The sequence below is a fragment of the Saccharothrix sp. NRRL B-16348 genome, from assembly GCF_001280085.1.
In the GTDB taxonomy this organism is placed as follows: domain Bacteria; phylum Actinomycetota; class Actinomycetes; order Mycobacteriales; family Pseudonocardiaceae; genus Actinosynnema.
On record NZ_LGED01000232.1, the window covers coordinates 158909 to 173230 of the forward strand.

Annotated in this window: 14 protein-coding genes; 7 read left to right on the forward strand and 7 right to left on the reverse strand. The window is 69.9% G+C overall.

Annotation, left to right across the window (positions count from 1 at the left end; all coding sequences use genetic code 11):
* Window positions 1-205: 205 nt before the first annotated feature.
* The gene (locus ADK67_RS36260) at window positions 206-1267 is read right to left on the reverse strand and encodes a LacI family DNA-binding transcriptional regulator (protein WP_053721075.1); all 1062 of its coding nucleotides are present in this window, start codon (window positions 1265-1267) and stop codon (window positions 206-208) included.
* Window positions 1268-1649: 382 nt separating this feature from the next.
* Between ADK67_RS36260 and ADK67_RS36265 the strand changes: the two genes are divergently transcribed.
* From ADK67_RS36265 to arfA, 4 genes are all read left to right on the forward strand, one after another.
* Window positions 1650-2960, forward strand: coding sequence for an ABC transporter substrate-binding protein (locus ADK67_RS36265; protein ID WP_053721076.1), 1311 nt, complete (start codon window positions 1650-1652; stop codon window positions 2958-2960).
* An 84-nt stretch (window positions 2961-3044) separates the two neighbouring features.
* Window positions 3045-4007, forward strand: coding sequence for a carbohydrate ABC transporter permease (locus ADK67_RS36270; RefSeq protein WP_231648518.1), 963 nt, complete (start codon window positions 3045-3047; stop codon window positions 4005-4007).
* Window positions 4004-4870, forward strand: coding sequence for a carbohydrate ABC transporter permease (locus ADK67_RS36275; protein ID WP_053721077.1), 867 nt, complete (start codon window positions 4004-4006; stop codon window positions 4868-4870). Before ADK67_RS36270 ends, ADK67_RS36275 begins: the two co-directional genes overlap by 4 nt.
* Window positions 4871-4877: 7 nt before the next feature.
* The gene (gene arfA / locus ADK67_RS36280) at window positions 4878-6383 is read left to right on the forward strand and encodes an arabinosylfuranosidase ArfA (RefSeq protein ID WP_053721078.1); all 1506 of its coding nucleotides are present in this window, start codon (window positions 4878-4880) and stop codon (window positions 6381-6383) included.
* A gap of 163 nt (window positions 6384-6546) precedes the next feature.
* Here arfA and ADK67_RS36285 read toward each other — a convergent pair whose 3' ends face one another.
* The 3 genes from ADK67_RS36285 to ADK67_RS36295 form a co-directional block, all read right to left on the reverse strand.
* Window positions 6547-8934, reverse strand: a complete 2388-nt coding sequence (locus ADK67_RS36285) for an ATP-binding cassette domain-containing protein (protein WP_053721079.1) — start codon at window positions 8932-8934, stop codon at window positions 6547-6549.
* A 97-nt stretch (window positions 8935-9031) separates the two neighbouring features.
* Entirely contained in the window at window positions 9032-9442 is a 411-nt protein-coding gene (locus ADK67_RS36290; RefSeq protein ID WP_053721121.1) for a VOC family protein, read from the reverse strand.
* A gap of 10 nt (window positions 9443-9452) precedes the next feature.
* Window positions 9453-9896 carry a helix-turn-helix transcriptional regulator gene (locus ADK67_RS36295; RefSeq protein WP_053721080.1) on the reverse strand — a complete coding sequence of 148 codons (444 nt, stop codon included), beginning with the start codon at window positions 9894-9896 and terminating at the stop codon, window positions 9453-9455.
* An 84-nt stretch (window positions 9897-9980) separates the two neighbouring features.
* On the opposite strand from ADK67_RS36295, the gene ADK67_RS36300 reads away from it, so the two are divergent.
* Entirely contained in the window at window positions 9981-10505 is a 525-nt protein-coding gene (locus tag ADK67_RS36300) for a hypothetical protein (RefSeq protein WP_053721081.1), read from the forward strand.
* Between the two features lie 7 nt (window positions 10506-10512).
* On the opposite strand, the gene ADK67_RS36305 is transcribed toward ADK67_RS36300, so the two are convergent.
* Complete coding sequence (locus ADK67_RS36305; protein WP_053721082.1) at window positions 10513-11550, reverse strand: sigma-70 family RNA polymerase sigma factor; 1038 nt, start codon at window positions 11548-11550, stop codon at window positions 10513-10515.
* A gap of 76 nt (window positions 11551-11626) precedes the next feature.
* Between ADK67_RS36305 and ADK67_RS36310 the strand changes: the two genes are divergently transcribed.
* On the forward strand, window positions 11627-12442 hold the full coding sequence (locus ADK67_RS36310) for an alpha/beta fold hydrolase (RefSeq protein WP_053721083.1): 816 nt from the start codon (window positions 11627-11629) through the stop codon (window positions 12440-12442).
* Window positions 12443-12498: 56 nt separating this feature from the next.
* Here ADK67_RS36310 and ADK67_RS36315 read toward each other — a convergent pair whose 3' ends face one another.
* Window positions 12499-12711, reverse strand: a complete 213-nt coding sequence (locus ADK67_RS36315; RefSeq protein WP_053721084.1) for a DUF397 domain-containing protein — start codon at window positions 12709-12711, stop codon at window positions 12499-12501.
* 25 nt (window positions 12712-12736) lie between these two features.
* Window positions 12737-13618, reverse strand: a complete 882-nt coding sequence (locus ADK67_RS36320) for a helix-turn-helix domain-containing protein (protein WP_053721085.1) — start codon at window positions 13616-13618, stop codon at window positions 12737-12739.
* Window positions 13619-13818: 200 nt separating this feature from the next.
* Here ADK67_RS36320 and ADK67_RS36325 point away from each other — a divergent pair, with 200 nt between their 5' ends.
* The gene (locus tag ADK67_RS36325) at window positions 13819-14322 is read left to right on the forward strand and encodes a hypothetical protein (RefSeq protein WP_157621204.1); all 504 of its coding nucleotides are present in this window, start codon (window positions 13819-13821) and stop codon (window positions 14320-14322) included.

Sequence of the window (14322 nt, forward strand, 5' to 3'; positions counted from 1 at the left end):
ACGCCTGTGTCTGTCCACCTGGACCCCGGTTCTACGCGTCGTTAATCAACAACACCGATCAGAGAACTTCGCAGAGCGACAGGACGACACAGGATGCTGCCGCCGGGGGAGGCGGGGTGTCAAGCCTTCGGGAAAGCGCTTTCTTCACACGCGCGAGAGTCCTACGTTCGCGTCGCGCGTGTCCTACGTTCAGAACGCGCGTGTCCTACGTTCGGAACAGGTGAGTTGAACGTTCAGGACGGGGTGAGGCGGCGCGGCCCAGGGTGCTCTGCCGGGCGATGAGCCGGTGCGCGGCGCGCACCTCGATGCCCGGCAACGGCTCCGTGCTGCCGATGCGCGCGAGCAGCCGCTCCACCGCCGTGGTCGCGATGGTCACCTTGTCGGGCGACACGGTGCTGATCGTCGGGTTGGAGTAGCGGCCGTCCTCGATGTCGTCGTACCCGATGAGGGCGATGTCCTCGGGCACGCGCAGCCCGCGCGCCAGCACCTCGTGCAGCGCGCCGAGCGCGACCAGGTCGCTGTAGCAGAACACGGCGTCCGGCGGGTCGTCCCGGTCGAGCAGCAGGCGCATCGCGCCCGAGCCGTCGGCCCGGTTGAACCTCGGCGTGTGGATGATCAACGACTCGTCCACCGGCAACCCGGCCTCGGCGTGCGCCTGCCGGTAGCCGAGCGTGCGCAGCTGCGCCGCCTCGCCGGTCGGGTACGGCTGGTCGCCGATGGCCGCGATCCGGCGCCTGCCCAGGCCGATCAGGTGCGCGGTGGCCTCCCGCGCCGCCGCCACGTCGTCGATCCCGACGTGGTCGAACGTGCCGTTGGACGACCGTTCGCCGAGCACGACGAGCGGCAGCGTCGGATCGCCGTCGTCCAGGTCCTCCTGGGCCAGCCCGAGCGGGCTGAAGATCATGCCGTCGAACAGCAGCGCCCGCGCGCCACGCCGGATCAGCTCGCGCTCGTGCGCCGGGTCGCCGTCGGTCTGGTCGATCAGCACGTTGTAGCCGCGCTCGCGCGCCCTCGGGATGATCGCCTGGAGCAGTTCGGCGAAGTAGGGCGTGTCCAGGTAGGGCACGACCACGGCGATCTGCCCGGACCGGCCGTTGGCCAGGTTGCGGGCGAGCACGTTGGGCCGGTAGCCCAGCTCGTCGATCGCCCGCTCCACCTTCTCGCGGGTCCGCGCGGTGACCTTGGCGTAGCCGTTGACCACGTTCGAGACCGTTCGCGCGGACACACCGGCGAGCTCTGCTACGTCACGCAGAGTGGCGTCGCGCATCGTTCTCCTCCGTCGGACCGGCGCGGCGGCCCCACCGCTACAGCGCTGCAAAGGAGTGTGCATCGTGGCCCCCGCCACGACAAGCCCCGGCCCGCCGGCGCGGCGCAACCGTCTCAAATCTCGTTTGAATTAACTTCAGGTGAGGTCTTGCAGCGCGGCAAAACCCCGTACATAGTGCTTTGCAGCGCAGCAAGACCCGGTGCCACGGTGGCAGACACGGTGAGGTCCCCAGGACCCTCCGGCCGTGGTGCGACACCCGGACCCGGCCTCCAGGCACCAGTTCGCGCCTCGTGGGGTCGCCGCTTACCTTGTCCGTCTCGTTCACGCACCGTGATCGCGGTCGCGCATGCCCGGACGCATGCCGCGACGGAAAGGCGCACTCATGCTCGGCACCACCTGGTTGGCGAAACTCCGAGGAGGGCTCGCCGCCTGCGGCCTGCTCGCCGTGGCCGCGTGCGGCGGGGCGAGCAGCGACGACGGACCCGTGACGGTGTCCGTCTGGGCCTGGTACCCGGAGTTCAAGGGGGTGGTCGAGGCGTTCAACGCCAGCCATCCCGACATCAAGGTCGAGTGGACCAACGCCGGCACCGGGGCGGACCACTACGCCAAGCTCAAGACCGCGATCACCGCGGGCAAGGGCGCGCCGGACGTGGCGATGGTGGAGTTCCAGCAGATCCCCACGTTCATCATCCTCGACGCCCTGGCGGACATGGGCGAGCACGGCGCCAACGAGGACAAGGGCCTCTACGCCGACTGGGCGTGGGAGCAGGCCACCGACGGCGAGAAGGTCTACGCGATCCCGGTCGACGGCGGACCGATGGCGTTGATGTACCGCAAGGACCTGTTCGACCAGCACGGCATCCCGGTGCCGACCACGTGGGCCGAGTACGCCGAAGCGGCCGTGAAGATCAAGGCGATCGACCCGAACGCGCACATCGCGAGCTTCGGCAGCGACGGAGGCTGGCTCAACGGCCTGATGTGGCAGTCCGGCTGCCGCCCGTACGGCTACTCGCACACCACCGCCAAGGACCAGGTGAAGATCAACCTCACCGCGCCCGAGTGCGAGCGGGTGGTCGACCTGGTCGGCGACCTGGTCGACAAGGGCCTCATGGCCAAGGACCCGTTCTTCACCGCCGACGCCACCGCCGCGCTGGACTCCGGCAAGTACTGGACGTGGGCCGCGGCCGGCTGGACGCCCGGCTACCTGGCGGGCTCGCTGAAGAACACCGCGGGCAAGTGGGCGGTCGCGCCGATGCCGCAGTGGACCGCGGGCGCGGACGAGCAGGGCGACTGGGGCGGCTCCACGTTCACCGTGACCAAGCAGGCCAAGAACCCGAAGGCCGCCACCACCGTGGCGCGCGAGCTGTTCGGCAAGTCCGACGCGGCCTGGCAGATCGGCCTGGACAAGGCGTTCCTCTACCCGCTGGTCAAGGACGTCGCGGCGGACCCGGCGTTCACCGGCAAGGCCTACGACTTCTTCAACGGCCAGAAGGTGAACGAGATCTTCGTGCCGGTGTCGGAGAAGCTGGGCGACTTCCAGTTCACGCCGTTCCAGGACTTCGTGTACAGCGAGCTGAACGACCGCAGCGCCGAGGCGATGTCGGGCAGCAGGCCGTGGAGCACGGTGCTGGAGCAGACGCAGGAGAACGTCGTCGCGTACGCCGAGCAGCAGGGCTTCAAGGTCGGCAAGTAACGCCCGCCGGCCCGCCGCGTCGAGCGCGCGGCGGGCCCGCGGTCCCCAGTCAGCCCTCGCCCAGGCCAAGTCAGGAGGTCCACCGTGACGCGGTCCCCGTCGATCACGGCGCCCGAGGCCGACGACCCGCCGGCCGCACCGGTCGAGTCCAGCGCGCGGCGGCGGTCGCGCCGGGTCACCGCCCGTCCCGTGGCCGGGATGCTGTTCGTCCTGCCGTTCTTCCTCGTCGTCGTCGCGTTCCTGATCGTGCCGCTGGGGTACGCGTTCTGGCTCAGCCTGTCCAGCAAGAGCCTCGCCGTCGGCACGCGGTTCAGCGGCATCGACAACTACGTGCGCGCGTTCACCGACCCGTTGCTGCTGGACGGCCTGCTGCGGGTCGTCCTCTTCGGACTCGTGCAGATCCCGGTCATGCTCGGCATCGCGCTGGCCGGCGCGCTCACGCTGGACGCCGTGACGACGAAGTTCGCCCTGGCGTTCCGGCTCGTCGCGTTCATGCCCTACGCCGTGCCCGCCGTCGTCGGCGCGCTCATGTGGGGCTTCCTCTACAGCCGCACGTTCGGGCCGTTCGCCGACCTGCCGACGCTGGTCGGCGGCGAGCCGATCGACTTCTTCAGCGTCTCGTTGCTGCTGGTGTCGCTGGGCAACATCGTCACGTGGGCGTGGACCGGCTACAACATGATCATCCTGTACTCGGCGTTGCAGGGCGTGCCGCGGGAGATGTACGAGGCCGCGATGATCGACGGCGCGTCGCCGGTGCAGATCGCGTTGCGGGTCAAGGTGCCCGCGATCAAGCAGGCGATCTCGCTGGCCGCGATCTTCACCGTCATCGGCACCATGCAGTTCTTCACCGAGCCGCAGATCATGGCCCGGTTCGCGCCGCAGATCTCGGCCGGGTACACGCCGAACCTCTACGCCTACAACCAGGCGTTCGCCTACTCGGACTTCCACTACTCCGCGGCGATCTCGTTCGCGCTCGGCTTCCTCGTCTTCGTGGTGGCCTACGTGTTTGTGTTCGTCAACAACCGCAGGCGGGGGAAGCGCGCATGACCCTCGGCAAAGCCGACAACCGGCCCAAGGTGAACACCCGGCTCCCGCACCTGCTGATGGGCGTGGGCATCCTGTACTTCCTCGTCCCGCTGCTGTGGGTGCTCGTCGCGGCCACCAAGAGCCAGCCGGACCTGCTCGACAGCCCGGCGCTGTGGTTCGCCGAGTTCAACCTGGTCGAGAACATCGGGCAGCTGTTCCGCGAGGACGACGGCGCGTACGGCAAGTGGCTGGTCAACACGGCGTTGTACTCGGGGCTGAGCGCCGTGGGCGCGACGGCCCTGGCGGCGGCCGCGGGCTACGGCCTGGCCCGGTTCCGGTTCCCCGGCAAGAGGCTGTTCGAGACGGCGCTGCTCGGCATGATCATGGTGCCCGCCACCGCGCTCGTGCTGCCGACCTACCTTATCCTGTCCGAAGTGGAACTCGTGGACACGATGTGGGCGGTCATCCTGCCGTCGCTGCTCAGCCCGTTCGGCGCGTACCTGATCCGCGTCTACGTGGACGAGAGCGTGCCGGTGGAGCTGATCGACTCCGCCCGCATCGACCGGGCGGGGGAGCTGCGCATCTTCTGGCAGATCGTGGTGCCGATGATGCGGCCCGCCCTCGTCACCGTCTTCCTGTTCACCTTGGTCGCGACCTGGAACAACTACTTCCTGCCGCTGGTGATGCTCAGCGACGCCGACCTGTACCCCCTCACCGTGGGCCTGACCACCTGGTTCAACACCGCCCAGCAGGAGGCAGGCACCCGAATGCTGTTCAACCTCGTGGTGACCGGCTCACTGCTGGCCATCGTCCCGCTCATCGTCGCCTTCGTCCTGCTGCAGCGCTTCTGGCGCAGCGGTGCGGCCGCGGGTGCCCTGAAGTAGGAGCATCGTGCTCAACGCCTCCCTTTCCCTCAACCCCGACTACGTCATCGCGCCCGTGCGACGCCGCCTCTTCGGGTCGTTCGTCGAGCACATGGGCCGCTGCGTCTACACCGGCATCTACGAACCCGGCCACCCGACCGCCGACGAGGACGGGTTCCGGGGTGACGTGCTGGAGCTGACCCGTGAGATGGGGGTCGAGCTGGTCCGCTACCCCGGCGGCAACTTCGTCTCCGGCTACCGCTGGGAGGACGGCGTCGGGCCCGTCGCGCAGCGGCCCGTGCGCCGTGAGCTCGCGTGGCACAGCCTGGAGACCAACGAGGTCGGCGTCGACGAGTTCGTCCGCTGGGCGCGCAAGGCCGACGTCGAGGTCATGTACGCGGTGAACCTCGGCACGCGCGGTGTGGCCGAGGCGCTCGACGTGCACGAGTACATGAACCACGAAGGCGGCACGCAGCTGTCCGACCTGCGCCGCGAGAACGGCTCCGAGAAGCCGCACGGCGTGAAGCTGTGGTGCCTGGGCAACGAGCTGGACGGCCCGTGGCAGCTCGGCCACAAGACCGCGCACGAGTACGGTCGGCTGGCCGCCGAGACGGCTCGCGCGTTGCGGCAGGCGGAGCCGGACCTGGAACTGGTGGCGTGCGGCAGCTCCAGCTCGTCCATGCCGACGTTCGGCGAGTGGGAGTCCACCGTGCTGGAGCTGGCGTACGAGGAGGTGGACCACATCTCGCTGCACGCCTACTACGAGGTGCTCGACGGCGACGTGGACAGCTTCCTGGCCTCCGCCGCGGACATGGACCACTTCATCGACAGCGTGGTGGCCACCGCGGACGCGGTCGGCGCGCGGCTCAAGAGCAAGAAGAAGATCACGCTCTCGTTCGACGAGTGGAACGTCTGGTACATGAAGCGGTTCCAGGCCGAGGCGCGCACGGAGTGGGAGGTCGCGCCGCGGGTCATCGAGGACCAGTACGACGTCACCGACGCCGTGGTCGTCGGCAACCTGCTGATCTCGCTGCTGCGCCACAGCGACCGGGTGGCGGTGGCGTGCCAGGCGCAGCTGGTGAACGTGATCGCGCCGATCCGCAGCGAGCCGGGCGGCCCGGCGTGGCGGCAGACGACGTTCCACCCGTTCGCGCTGACGTCGCGGCTGGCGCGGGGGAAGGTGCTGCGGGTGGAGACCACCTCGCCGACCTACTCGACCAAGCGCTTCGGTGACGTCCCGGTGGTCGACTCGGTCGCCACGCACGACGAGGAGACCGGCGACACGGTGGTGTTCGTGGTCAACCGCCACCGCTCGGAGCCGGTCGACCTGCGGGTCGCGCTGGCCGCGTTCGGCGACGTGGAGGTCGCCGAGGCGTGGACCGTGCACGACCCGGACGGCTCGGCCACCAACACCGAATCCGACCCGGACCGCGTCGTGCCGCAACCGCAGACCGCCACCATCGCCGACGGCGACCTGCACGTCGTCCTGCCACCCGTCTCCTGGACCGCCGTGCGCCTCACCCCCACCTCCTAACCTTCGAGAGTCCTACGTTCACGTCGCGAGAGTCCTACGTTCGGACACCCTGAATTCAACGTTCGCAGCGGGCGCCTCACCTGGCTCCGCGTGCTGAGCGTTGAATTCAGGGGTCGTGAACGTAGGACTCTCGCGTGCTGGACGTAGGACTCTCGCGGGTTGGTCAGGAGACGTAGGCGGCGAGGTGTTCGCCGGTCAGGGTGGACTGCTTGGCGACGAGGTCGGCCGGGGTGCCCTCGAAGACGATCCGGCCGCCGTCGTGGCCCGCGCCGGGGCCGAGGTCGATGATCCAGTCCGCGTGCGCCATGACCGCCTGGTGGTGCTCGATGACGATGACCGACTTGCCCGAGTCGACCAGCCGGTCCAGCAGGCCGAGCAGCTGCTCGACGTCGGCCAGGTGCAGGCCCGTGGTCGGCTCGTCGAGGATGTAAACCTCGCCCTTCTCGGCCATCTGGGTCGCCAGCTTCAGCCGCTGCCGCTCACCGCCGGACAGCGTGGTCAGCGGCTGCCCCAGCGACAGGTAGCCGAGACCGACGTCCACGAGCCGGTCGAGGATCTTGTGCGCGGCCGGCACCCGACCGTCACCGGTCTCGAAGAACGCCTCCGCCTCGACCGCGGACATCGCGAGCACCTCGGCGATGTCCTTGCCGCCCAACGTGTACTCCAGCACGGACGCCTGGAACCGCTTGCCCTCGCAGTCCTCGCACGTGGACTCGACGGTCGCCATCACGCCCAGCTCGGTGTAGATGACGCCGGCGCCGTTGCACGTGGGGCAGGCGCCCTCGGAGTTCGAGCTGAACAACGCGGGCTTCACGCCGTTGGCCTTGGCGAACGCCTTGCGGATCGGTTCGAGCAGGCCCGTGTACGTCGCCGGGTTGCTGCGCCGCGAGCCGCGGATCGCGCCCTGGTCGATCACCACCACGCCCTCGCGGCCGGCCACCGAGCCGTGCACCAGCGAGCTCTTGCCGGACCCGGCGACACCCGTGAGCACGCACAGCACGCCGAGCGGGATGTCGACGTCCACGTCACGCAGGTTGTGGGTGTCGGCGCCGCGCACCTCCAGCGCACCCGACGGCGTCCGCACGGTCTCCTTCAACGACGCCCGGTCGTCCAGGTGCCGCCCGGTGAGCGTGTCGGCCGCGCGCAGCCCTTCGAGGGTGCCCTCGAACACCACCTCGCCGCCGCCCGTGCCCGCCTTGGGGCCGAGGTCGACCACGTGGTCGGCGATCGCGATCACCTCGGGCTTGTGCTCGACCACGAGCACGGTGTTGCCCTTGTCCCGCAACTGGAGCAGCAGGGCGTTCATCCGCTCGATGTCGTGCGGGTGCAGGCCGATGGTGGGCTCGTCGAAGACGTAGGTGACGTCGGTGAGGGACGAGCCGAGGTGGCGGATCATCTTGGTGCGCTGCGCCTCGCCGCCGGACAGCGTGCCCGACGGGCGGTCGAGCGAGAGGTAGCCCAGCCCGATGTCCACGAACGAGTCGAGGGCCCTCCGCAGGTTCACCAGCAGCGGCGCCACCGACGGCTCGTCGAGGTCGCGCACCCAGTCGGCCAGGTCGCTGATCTGCATCTTGCACAGGTCCGCGATGTTCTTGCCCTTGATCTTCGACGCCAGCGCTTCCTGCGCCAGGCGCGTGCCGTCGCACTCGGGGCAGGTCGTGAACGTCACCGCCCGCTCCACGAACGCGCGGATGTGCGGCTGCATCGCGTCGACGTCCTTGGACAGGTACGACTTCTGGATCTGCGGGATCAGGCCCGAGTAGGTCAGGTTGACCCCGTCGACCTTGATCTTCGTCGGCTCCTTGTAGAGCAGGTCGTGCAGCTCCCGCTTGTTGTACTTGCGGATCGGCTTGTCCGGGTCGAAGAAGCCGCAGCCGCGGTAGATGCGGCCGTACCAGCCGTCCATGCTGTAGCCGGGGATGGTGAGCGCGCCGTCGTTGAGCGACTTGCTGTCGTCGTACAGCGCGGTCAGGTCGAAGTCGTTGACCGAGCCCATGCCCTCGCAGCGCGGGCACATGCCGCCCAGCCGGTTGAACGTCGCCTTCTCGGCCTTGGTCTTGCCGCCGCGCTCGACCGTGATCGCGCCGCTGGCCTTCACCGACGGCACGTTGAACGCGTACGCGTTGGGCGGGCCGATGTGCGGCGTGCCGAGCCGGCTGAACAGGATGCGCAGCATGGCGTTGGCGTCGGTGACGGTGCCCACCGTCGAACGCGGGTTGGCGCCGAGCCGCTCCTGGTCGACGATGATCGCGGTCGTCAGCCCGTCGAGCACGTCGACCTCGGGCCGCGCCAACGTCGGCATGAAGCCCTGCACGAACGCGCTGTACGTCTCGTTGATCATCCGCTGCGACTCGGCGGCGATCGTGCCGAACACCAGGGAGCTCTTGCCCGAGCCGGACACGCCGGTGAACACCGTCAGCCGGCGTTTCGGGATCTCGACGCTGATGTCCTTGAGGTTGTTCACGCGCGCGCCCTGCACGCGGATCAGGTCGTGGCGGTCGGCGAGGTGCGGCTCGGGCGACTGCGCGTCCGTCCTGGTGGCCTTGCTCATCGTGTCTCCATCTGGGTTGGGCTGGGCGCGTTCGCGGGTGCGCGGTCGCCCCGCTCCTGCGGACGTCGGAGCGGGGCGGCTCGCGGTGGGGTGCGGTTCAGCGCAGCTGCTGGATGCGGATCAGGTTGCCCGCGGGGTCGCGGAACGCGCAGTCGCGGATGCCGTACGGGTGCTCGGTCGGTTCCTGGACGACTTCGGCGCCACCGGCCTGGAGCTGGTCGAACGTGCCGTCGAGGTCCTTGGTGGCGAGGTTGATCCCGGCGTAGGTGCCCTTGGCCATCATCTCGACGATGGTGCGGCGCTCCTCCTCGGTGACGCCGGGGTCGGCGGCCGGCGGGTGCAGCACGATGGACGTGCCGGGCTGCCCCGCGGGACCGACCGTGATCCAGCGCATCCCCTCGTAGCCGACGTCGTTGCGGACCTCGAAGCCGAGGGTGTCGCGGTAGAAGGCGAGCGCGGCGTCCGGGTCGTCCTGCGGGAGGAACGTCTGGTGAATGCTGATGTCCATGACGGTCACGCTAGGTGAGGCCCGAAGTGGGCGCTTCTCGATTCCTGACCGGTCTGGTGACCTGCTTCGCCACGCACGCGGGCATGCCGACCGTCGCGCCGGTCGCGTGGCGCCGGTACTCGCTCGGCGGCACGCCGACCAGCTCGGTGAACCGGGTGCTGAACGTGCCGAGCGACGAGCAGCCGACCGTGAAGCAGACCTCGGTGACGCTCAGGTCGCCCCGCCGCAGCAACGCCATCGCGCGCTCGATGCGCCGCGTCATCAGGTACGAGTACGGTGACTCGCCGTAGGCGCGCCGGAACTGGCGGCTGAGGTGCCCGGCCGACATGTTCACCCCGCGGGCGAGCGCCTCGACGTCCAGCGGCTGCGCGAACTCGCGGTCCATCCGGTCGCGGACCCGGCGCAGCAGGGCCAGGTCGCGCAGGTGCTGCGTCGCGGCGGAGGTGCTGGTCACGTGCGTGATCGTGCCACATGACGGTACGTGGAGCAGGCCGGAACCCGGTGTCACGGGAGGCTGGATCGTGGCAGTCTGACCGCCGTGATCACGCGTGAGCTGATGTTGATCGGCGGCGGCGCCGGGGTGGGCAAGTCGAGCGTCGGCTGGGAGGTCTCCCAGGTGCTCCAAGGGAGGGGCACGGCGCACTGCCTGGTGGAGGGCGACTTCCTGGACCAGATCCACCCGGCGCCCGCCGACGACCCGCACCGCACCGGGATCACCGAGCGCAACCTGGCCGCCGTGTGGGCCAACTACGCCGCGCTCGGCCAGTCGCGGCTGGTCTACACGAACACGGTGAGCGTGCTGGAGGAGCCGATGATCCGGCGTGCCATGGGCGAGGGGGACGTCCGCTCGACGTGCGTGCTGCTCACCGCCGAGGAGGCGACCGTCCGGGAACGCCTCGCCCGCCGTGAGATCGGCTCGCAGCTCGCGCCGCACATCGAGCGGAGCCTGGCGATGGCCCGCCTGCTGGACGCGGACGCCCCGCCCGGCACCGTCCGGATCGCGACGGACGGCAGGTCGGTCGAGGAGATCGCGCACGAGGTCGTCCGCGCCGCCGGCTGGTGACGTGACGTCACGGCAGTGAGGCGGGCAGGCCGAACGCCGGGAAGTGCTCCGCGCCGACGAACGACGTGACGTCGCGGATCCGGTCGCCGCGCAGCGTCAGCACGTTGACCGCCCACGCCGGGTACGCGCCCGCGCCGTCGTCCCACAGGTAGCAGGCGACGGCGGGCTGGCCGTTGGCGCTGGTCACCAGGTGCCGCCACGGCGGGCAGTCGCCCAACGGCACCCGCGTGACGAAGTCGGCGACCGCCTCGATGCCGCGGTACCAGTGCGGCAGCGGCGGCATGGACCAGGTGACGTCCTCGGTCAGCAGCGCGACCATGGTGTCGGCGTCGCCGCGTTCCAGCGCGCCGGCGTAGTCGGCCACGACCTGCCGCAGGCGCGCGTCGCCGAGCAGCCGCAACGTCTGCTGCTGGGTGCGTGCGGGCACCTTCTCCGCGACCACCCGGCGGGCACGGGCCAGCGCGGAGTTCACCGACGTGGCCGAGGTGCTCATCATGGCGGCGATCTCGGCCGCCGAGAACCCGAGCACCTCGAACAGCAGCAACGCCGCCCGCTGGTTGCCGGGCAGGTGTTGCAGGGCGGCGACGAACGCCAGCTCGACGGCTTCGCGCTGCGCGTAGCGCCCGGCCGGGCAGCTGTCGCTCAAGCCCTCGTCCGGGTACGGCCCGAGCCAGGCGACGTCCGTCCGGGGCGGGTTGTCGATCACCGCGCGTTCGCTGGCCGGCCCCAGGTCCACCGGCAGCGCCCGCCGACCCCGGCTCTCCACCGCGTCGAGGCACGTGCGGGTGGCCACCTTGTACAGCCAGGAGCGCAGTGAGCTGCGCCCTTCGAAGCGGCCGAGCCCGCGCCACGCCCGCAGCAGGGCGTCCTGGAGGGCGTCGTCGGCGTCGTGGGTGGAGCCGAGCATGCGGTAGCAGTGCGCGTGCAGCTCCCGGCGCAGCGGCTCGACCAGGCGGGTGAACGCCTCGCCGTCGCCCTCGCGGGCCCGCGCCAGGTCGGGCTCCTCGACGCCCGTCGCGGAACTCGCCGGAGAAACTTCGCTCACGAGCGACGATTCTGCCCCACCCGCGGAGTCACTACCGGCGATCGAGCACTTCAGAGGCCGTTCCAGGAGGACCGCGATGACCAAGACCGCCATTACCGACACCCTGCGGGTGCCCGACGCGCTGCTGCACTACGAGGTGCGCGGCCGGGGACCGCTGGTCGTGCTCGCCGCCGCGCCGATGGACGCCAGGTCGTTCGAGCCGCTGGCCGACCTGCTCGCCGCCGACCACACCGTGCTCACCACGGACCCGCGCGGCATCAACCGCAGCAAGGTCGACGACCCGGACCGCGACGCGACGCCCGAACTGCGTGCCGACGACCTGGCCAGGCTGATCCGGCACCTGGACGTGGGCCCGGCGGCCGTGCTGGGTTCCAGCGGCGGCGCGGTCAGCGTGCTGGCGCTCGCGCAGGCGCACCCCGAGCTGGCGCACACCGTGATCGCCCACGAACCGCCGCTCGACCAGCTCGTGGAGGACCGGGAAGACCTGCTCCGGCGGACCGACGAGATGATCGCCACCTACCTGGCGGGCGACTCGCTGGGCGCATGGCGGCAGTTCATGGCCATCGCGAACATCCACCTGCCCGACGAGGTGATTGAGCACATGTTCGGCGGGGAGCGCTCGCCGCAGGACCTCGCCGACGAACGGTTCCAGTACGAGCACATGCTGCGGCCGACCGTGCGGTGGGTGCCCGACCTGAACGCGCTGCGGGCGGCGTCGAGCCGGATCGTGGTCGGCATCGGCGAGGACTCGGGCGGCGAGCTGTGCGAGCGCACGTCGGAGGCGCTCGCCGAGGGTCTCGGGATCGAGCCGACCAGGTTCCCGGGCGGTCACATCGGCTTCGCCGACGACCCGGACCGGTTCGCGGTCCGGCTGCGCGAGGTGTTGGGGTAGGGCTGGGCGTCCCGGCACTCGGTTCCGGCGTCCGGAGCCGAGTGCCGGTGATCAGATCAGGCCAGGTCGTCGAACTCCCCGGCCTTCACACCGAGCAGGAAGGCCTTCAGCTCGGCCTTGGTGTAGGTCACGACCGGGCCGGCGTCGCCGAGCGTGGAGTTGCGCATGGCCACGCCGCCGTCAGGCAGCGCCGCCAGCTCGACACACTCGCCTCCGCTGCCCTCGCCGGTGCTGAAGCTGCTCTTGCGCCACGTCAGGTGCTGGGTCATCGCTCATCTCGCATGACTAGTGGGATTACCGGGCTGCATCCCGGCCGAAGTCAGCCGCAGCATCAAGTATTAGGGCACGGGACGACTGCAAGTCCAGCGCTGCGACCCTACGGCGGTCCCAGGCGACCCTATAAGGCTCGGTTACCGCGCGGCGGTCGCGGTAGAACGACTCTGTCTGGCCATAGACCTGCACGACATCACCCGTTGCGCCGACCGGGAAGCGGAGCAGGAAGAACGTCGAATCCATGCCGGGGAACGCTCCATCGGCGATCGGCTGGACCTGGATCTCCACGTTCGGCAGCTCGCAGGCAGCCGCCAAGACCTGGAGTTGTTCGCGCATGATCGCCGGTCCGCCGACGGGGAGGCGCAACGCGAACTCGTGGATGACCGCGCGGATCATGGGGGCATCGCGCTTGGTGACGACTTGTTGGCGGGCTTTGCGCAGTTTGACCAACTCCTCGATCCGCCCGTCCGAGAGCAGTTCACCGTTGCGCAGCCACAGCTGCCGCATGTACGCCTCGGTCTGGAAGTACAGCGGGATGTAGCTGAGGGTGACCGCCATGATCTCGATGGCGTCGTTGCGCTCCAACTCCAGGAACGCGCGAGCCCTCACCGGCACGAACATCGGGAACTCGCCGCGCTTGGTGCTCGCACGGGCCTCGCGGGCCAGTTCGAGCAGCATGGCCAACTCGTCGTCCGCCACGCCGTACGCCTTGGCCAGGGTCTCGACCTCTTGGCGCTTGAACTTGAACTGGCCGGACTCCTTGCGGGTCAGCGTCGGACCGGTGACCTCGATCAACCCGGCGGCGCGGTCGCGGTCGACGTCGGCTTCCTTGCGGAAGCTGCGCATCGCGGCGCCGAGCTGCCGTCGTTGGCTGATCGCGCTGTCATCGTTCTTGGTCGCCAAGGCGCACTCTCCATCGTGATCACCACACGGCCGTCGTGCCACACGTGCTTACCGCACGTACACCCATTTGAACACCGACTTCACCCGTTTGAACCGGCCGTGAAAACGTACGTACGTGCTTAACTCTGCCGGGAGTGGTGGGTGAGCCACAGGTTCTCACGCCTGTGGTCGACACGATCGAGGAACCTGGTGGTGATGTGGTGAGCTGGGCGAGGGGCCGGATCGCGACGAGCGTCCGCATGGACGTGGACGACGGCGTGCCGGTCGACCTGCGGGGCGGTCTGGACGACCAGGCGTTCCTGGCGATCGGTGACGGCATCGAGATCACGTTGCGCGAGTCCCACGTGCGCGCGCTGCGGGACCAGGCGACGGCGGCGCTGGGTGACATGGCGCTGGTCGAGGCCGCCGACCGGGTGGTGGACGCCGTCTACAACGCGGGTGCGCAAGCGCGGACCGCCGCCGTGCTGGCACGGGAGAAGGCCGAGGCCGCCCAACGGGCGGGTGCCGGTGATCAGGCGACCGCGGCGTTCGAGGCCGCCCGGCACGCGGCCGAAGCGGCCGAGCAGGCCCAGGCCGCGGTGCGAGCGGCGGCCGAGGCGATGAGGTTCGCCGACGAAGCGGCGGAAACGGCCAGGGCGGCGGCACGGGCGGCGACCCGGGGGACACCGGGACAGGACGCCGGACAGCCGCCGTGCCCGGTGTGA

Coding starts and splice junctions, on each gene's coding strand:
- ADK67_RS36260 (WP_053721075.1), bottom strand. CDS start 1,267: ATGCGCGACGCCACTCTGCGTGACGTAGCAGAGCTCGCCGGTGTGTCC.
- ADK67_RS36265 (WP_053721076.1), top strand. CDS start 1,650: ATGCTCGGCACCACCTGGTTGGCGAAACTCCGAGGAGGGCTCGCCGCC.
- ADK67_RS36275 (WP_053721077.1), top strand. CDS start 4,004: ATGACCCTCGGCAAAGCCGACAACCGGCCCAAGGTGAACACCCGGCTC.
- ADK67_RS36285 (WP_053721079.1), bottom strand. CDS start 8,934: ATGAGCAAGGCCACCAGGACGGACGCGCAGTCGCCCGAGCCGCACCTC.
- ADK67_RS36290 (WP_053721121.1), bottom strand. CDS start 9,442: ATGGACATCAGCATTCACCAGACGTTCCTCCCGCAGGACGACCCGGAC.
- ADK67_RS36310 (WP_053721083.1), top strand. CDS start 11,627: ATGACCAAGACCGCCATTACCGACACCCTGCGGGTGCCCGACGCGCTG.
- ADK67_RS36315 (WP_053721084.1), bottom strand. CDS start 12,711: ATGACCCAGCACCTGACGTGGCGCAAGAGCAGCTTCAGCACCGGCGAG.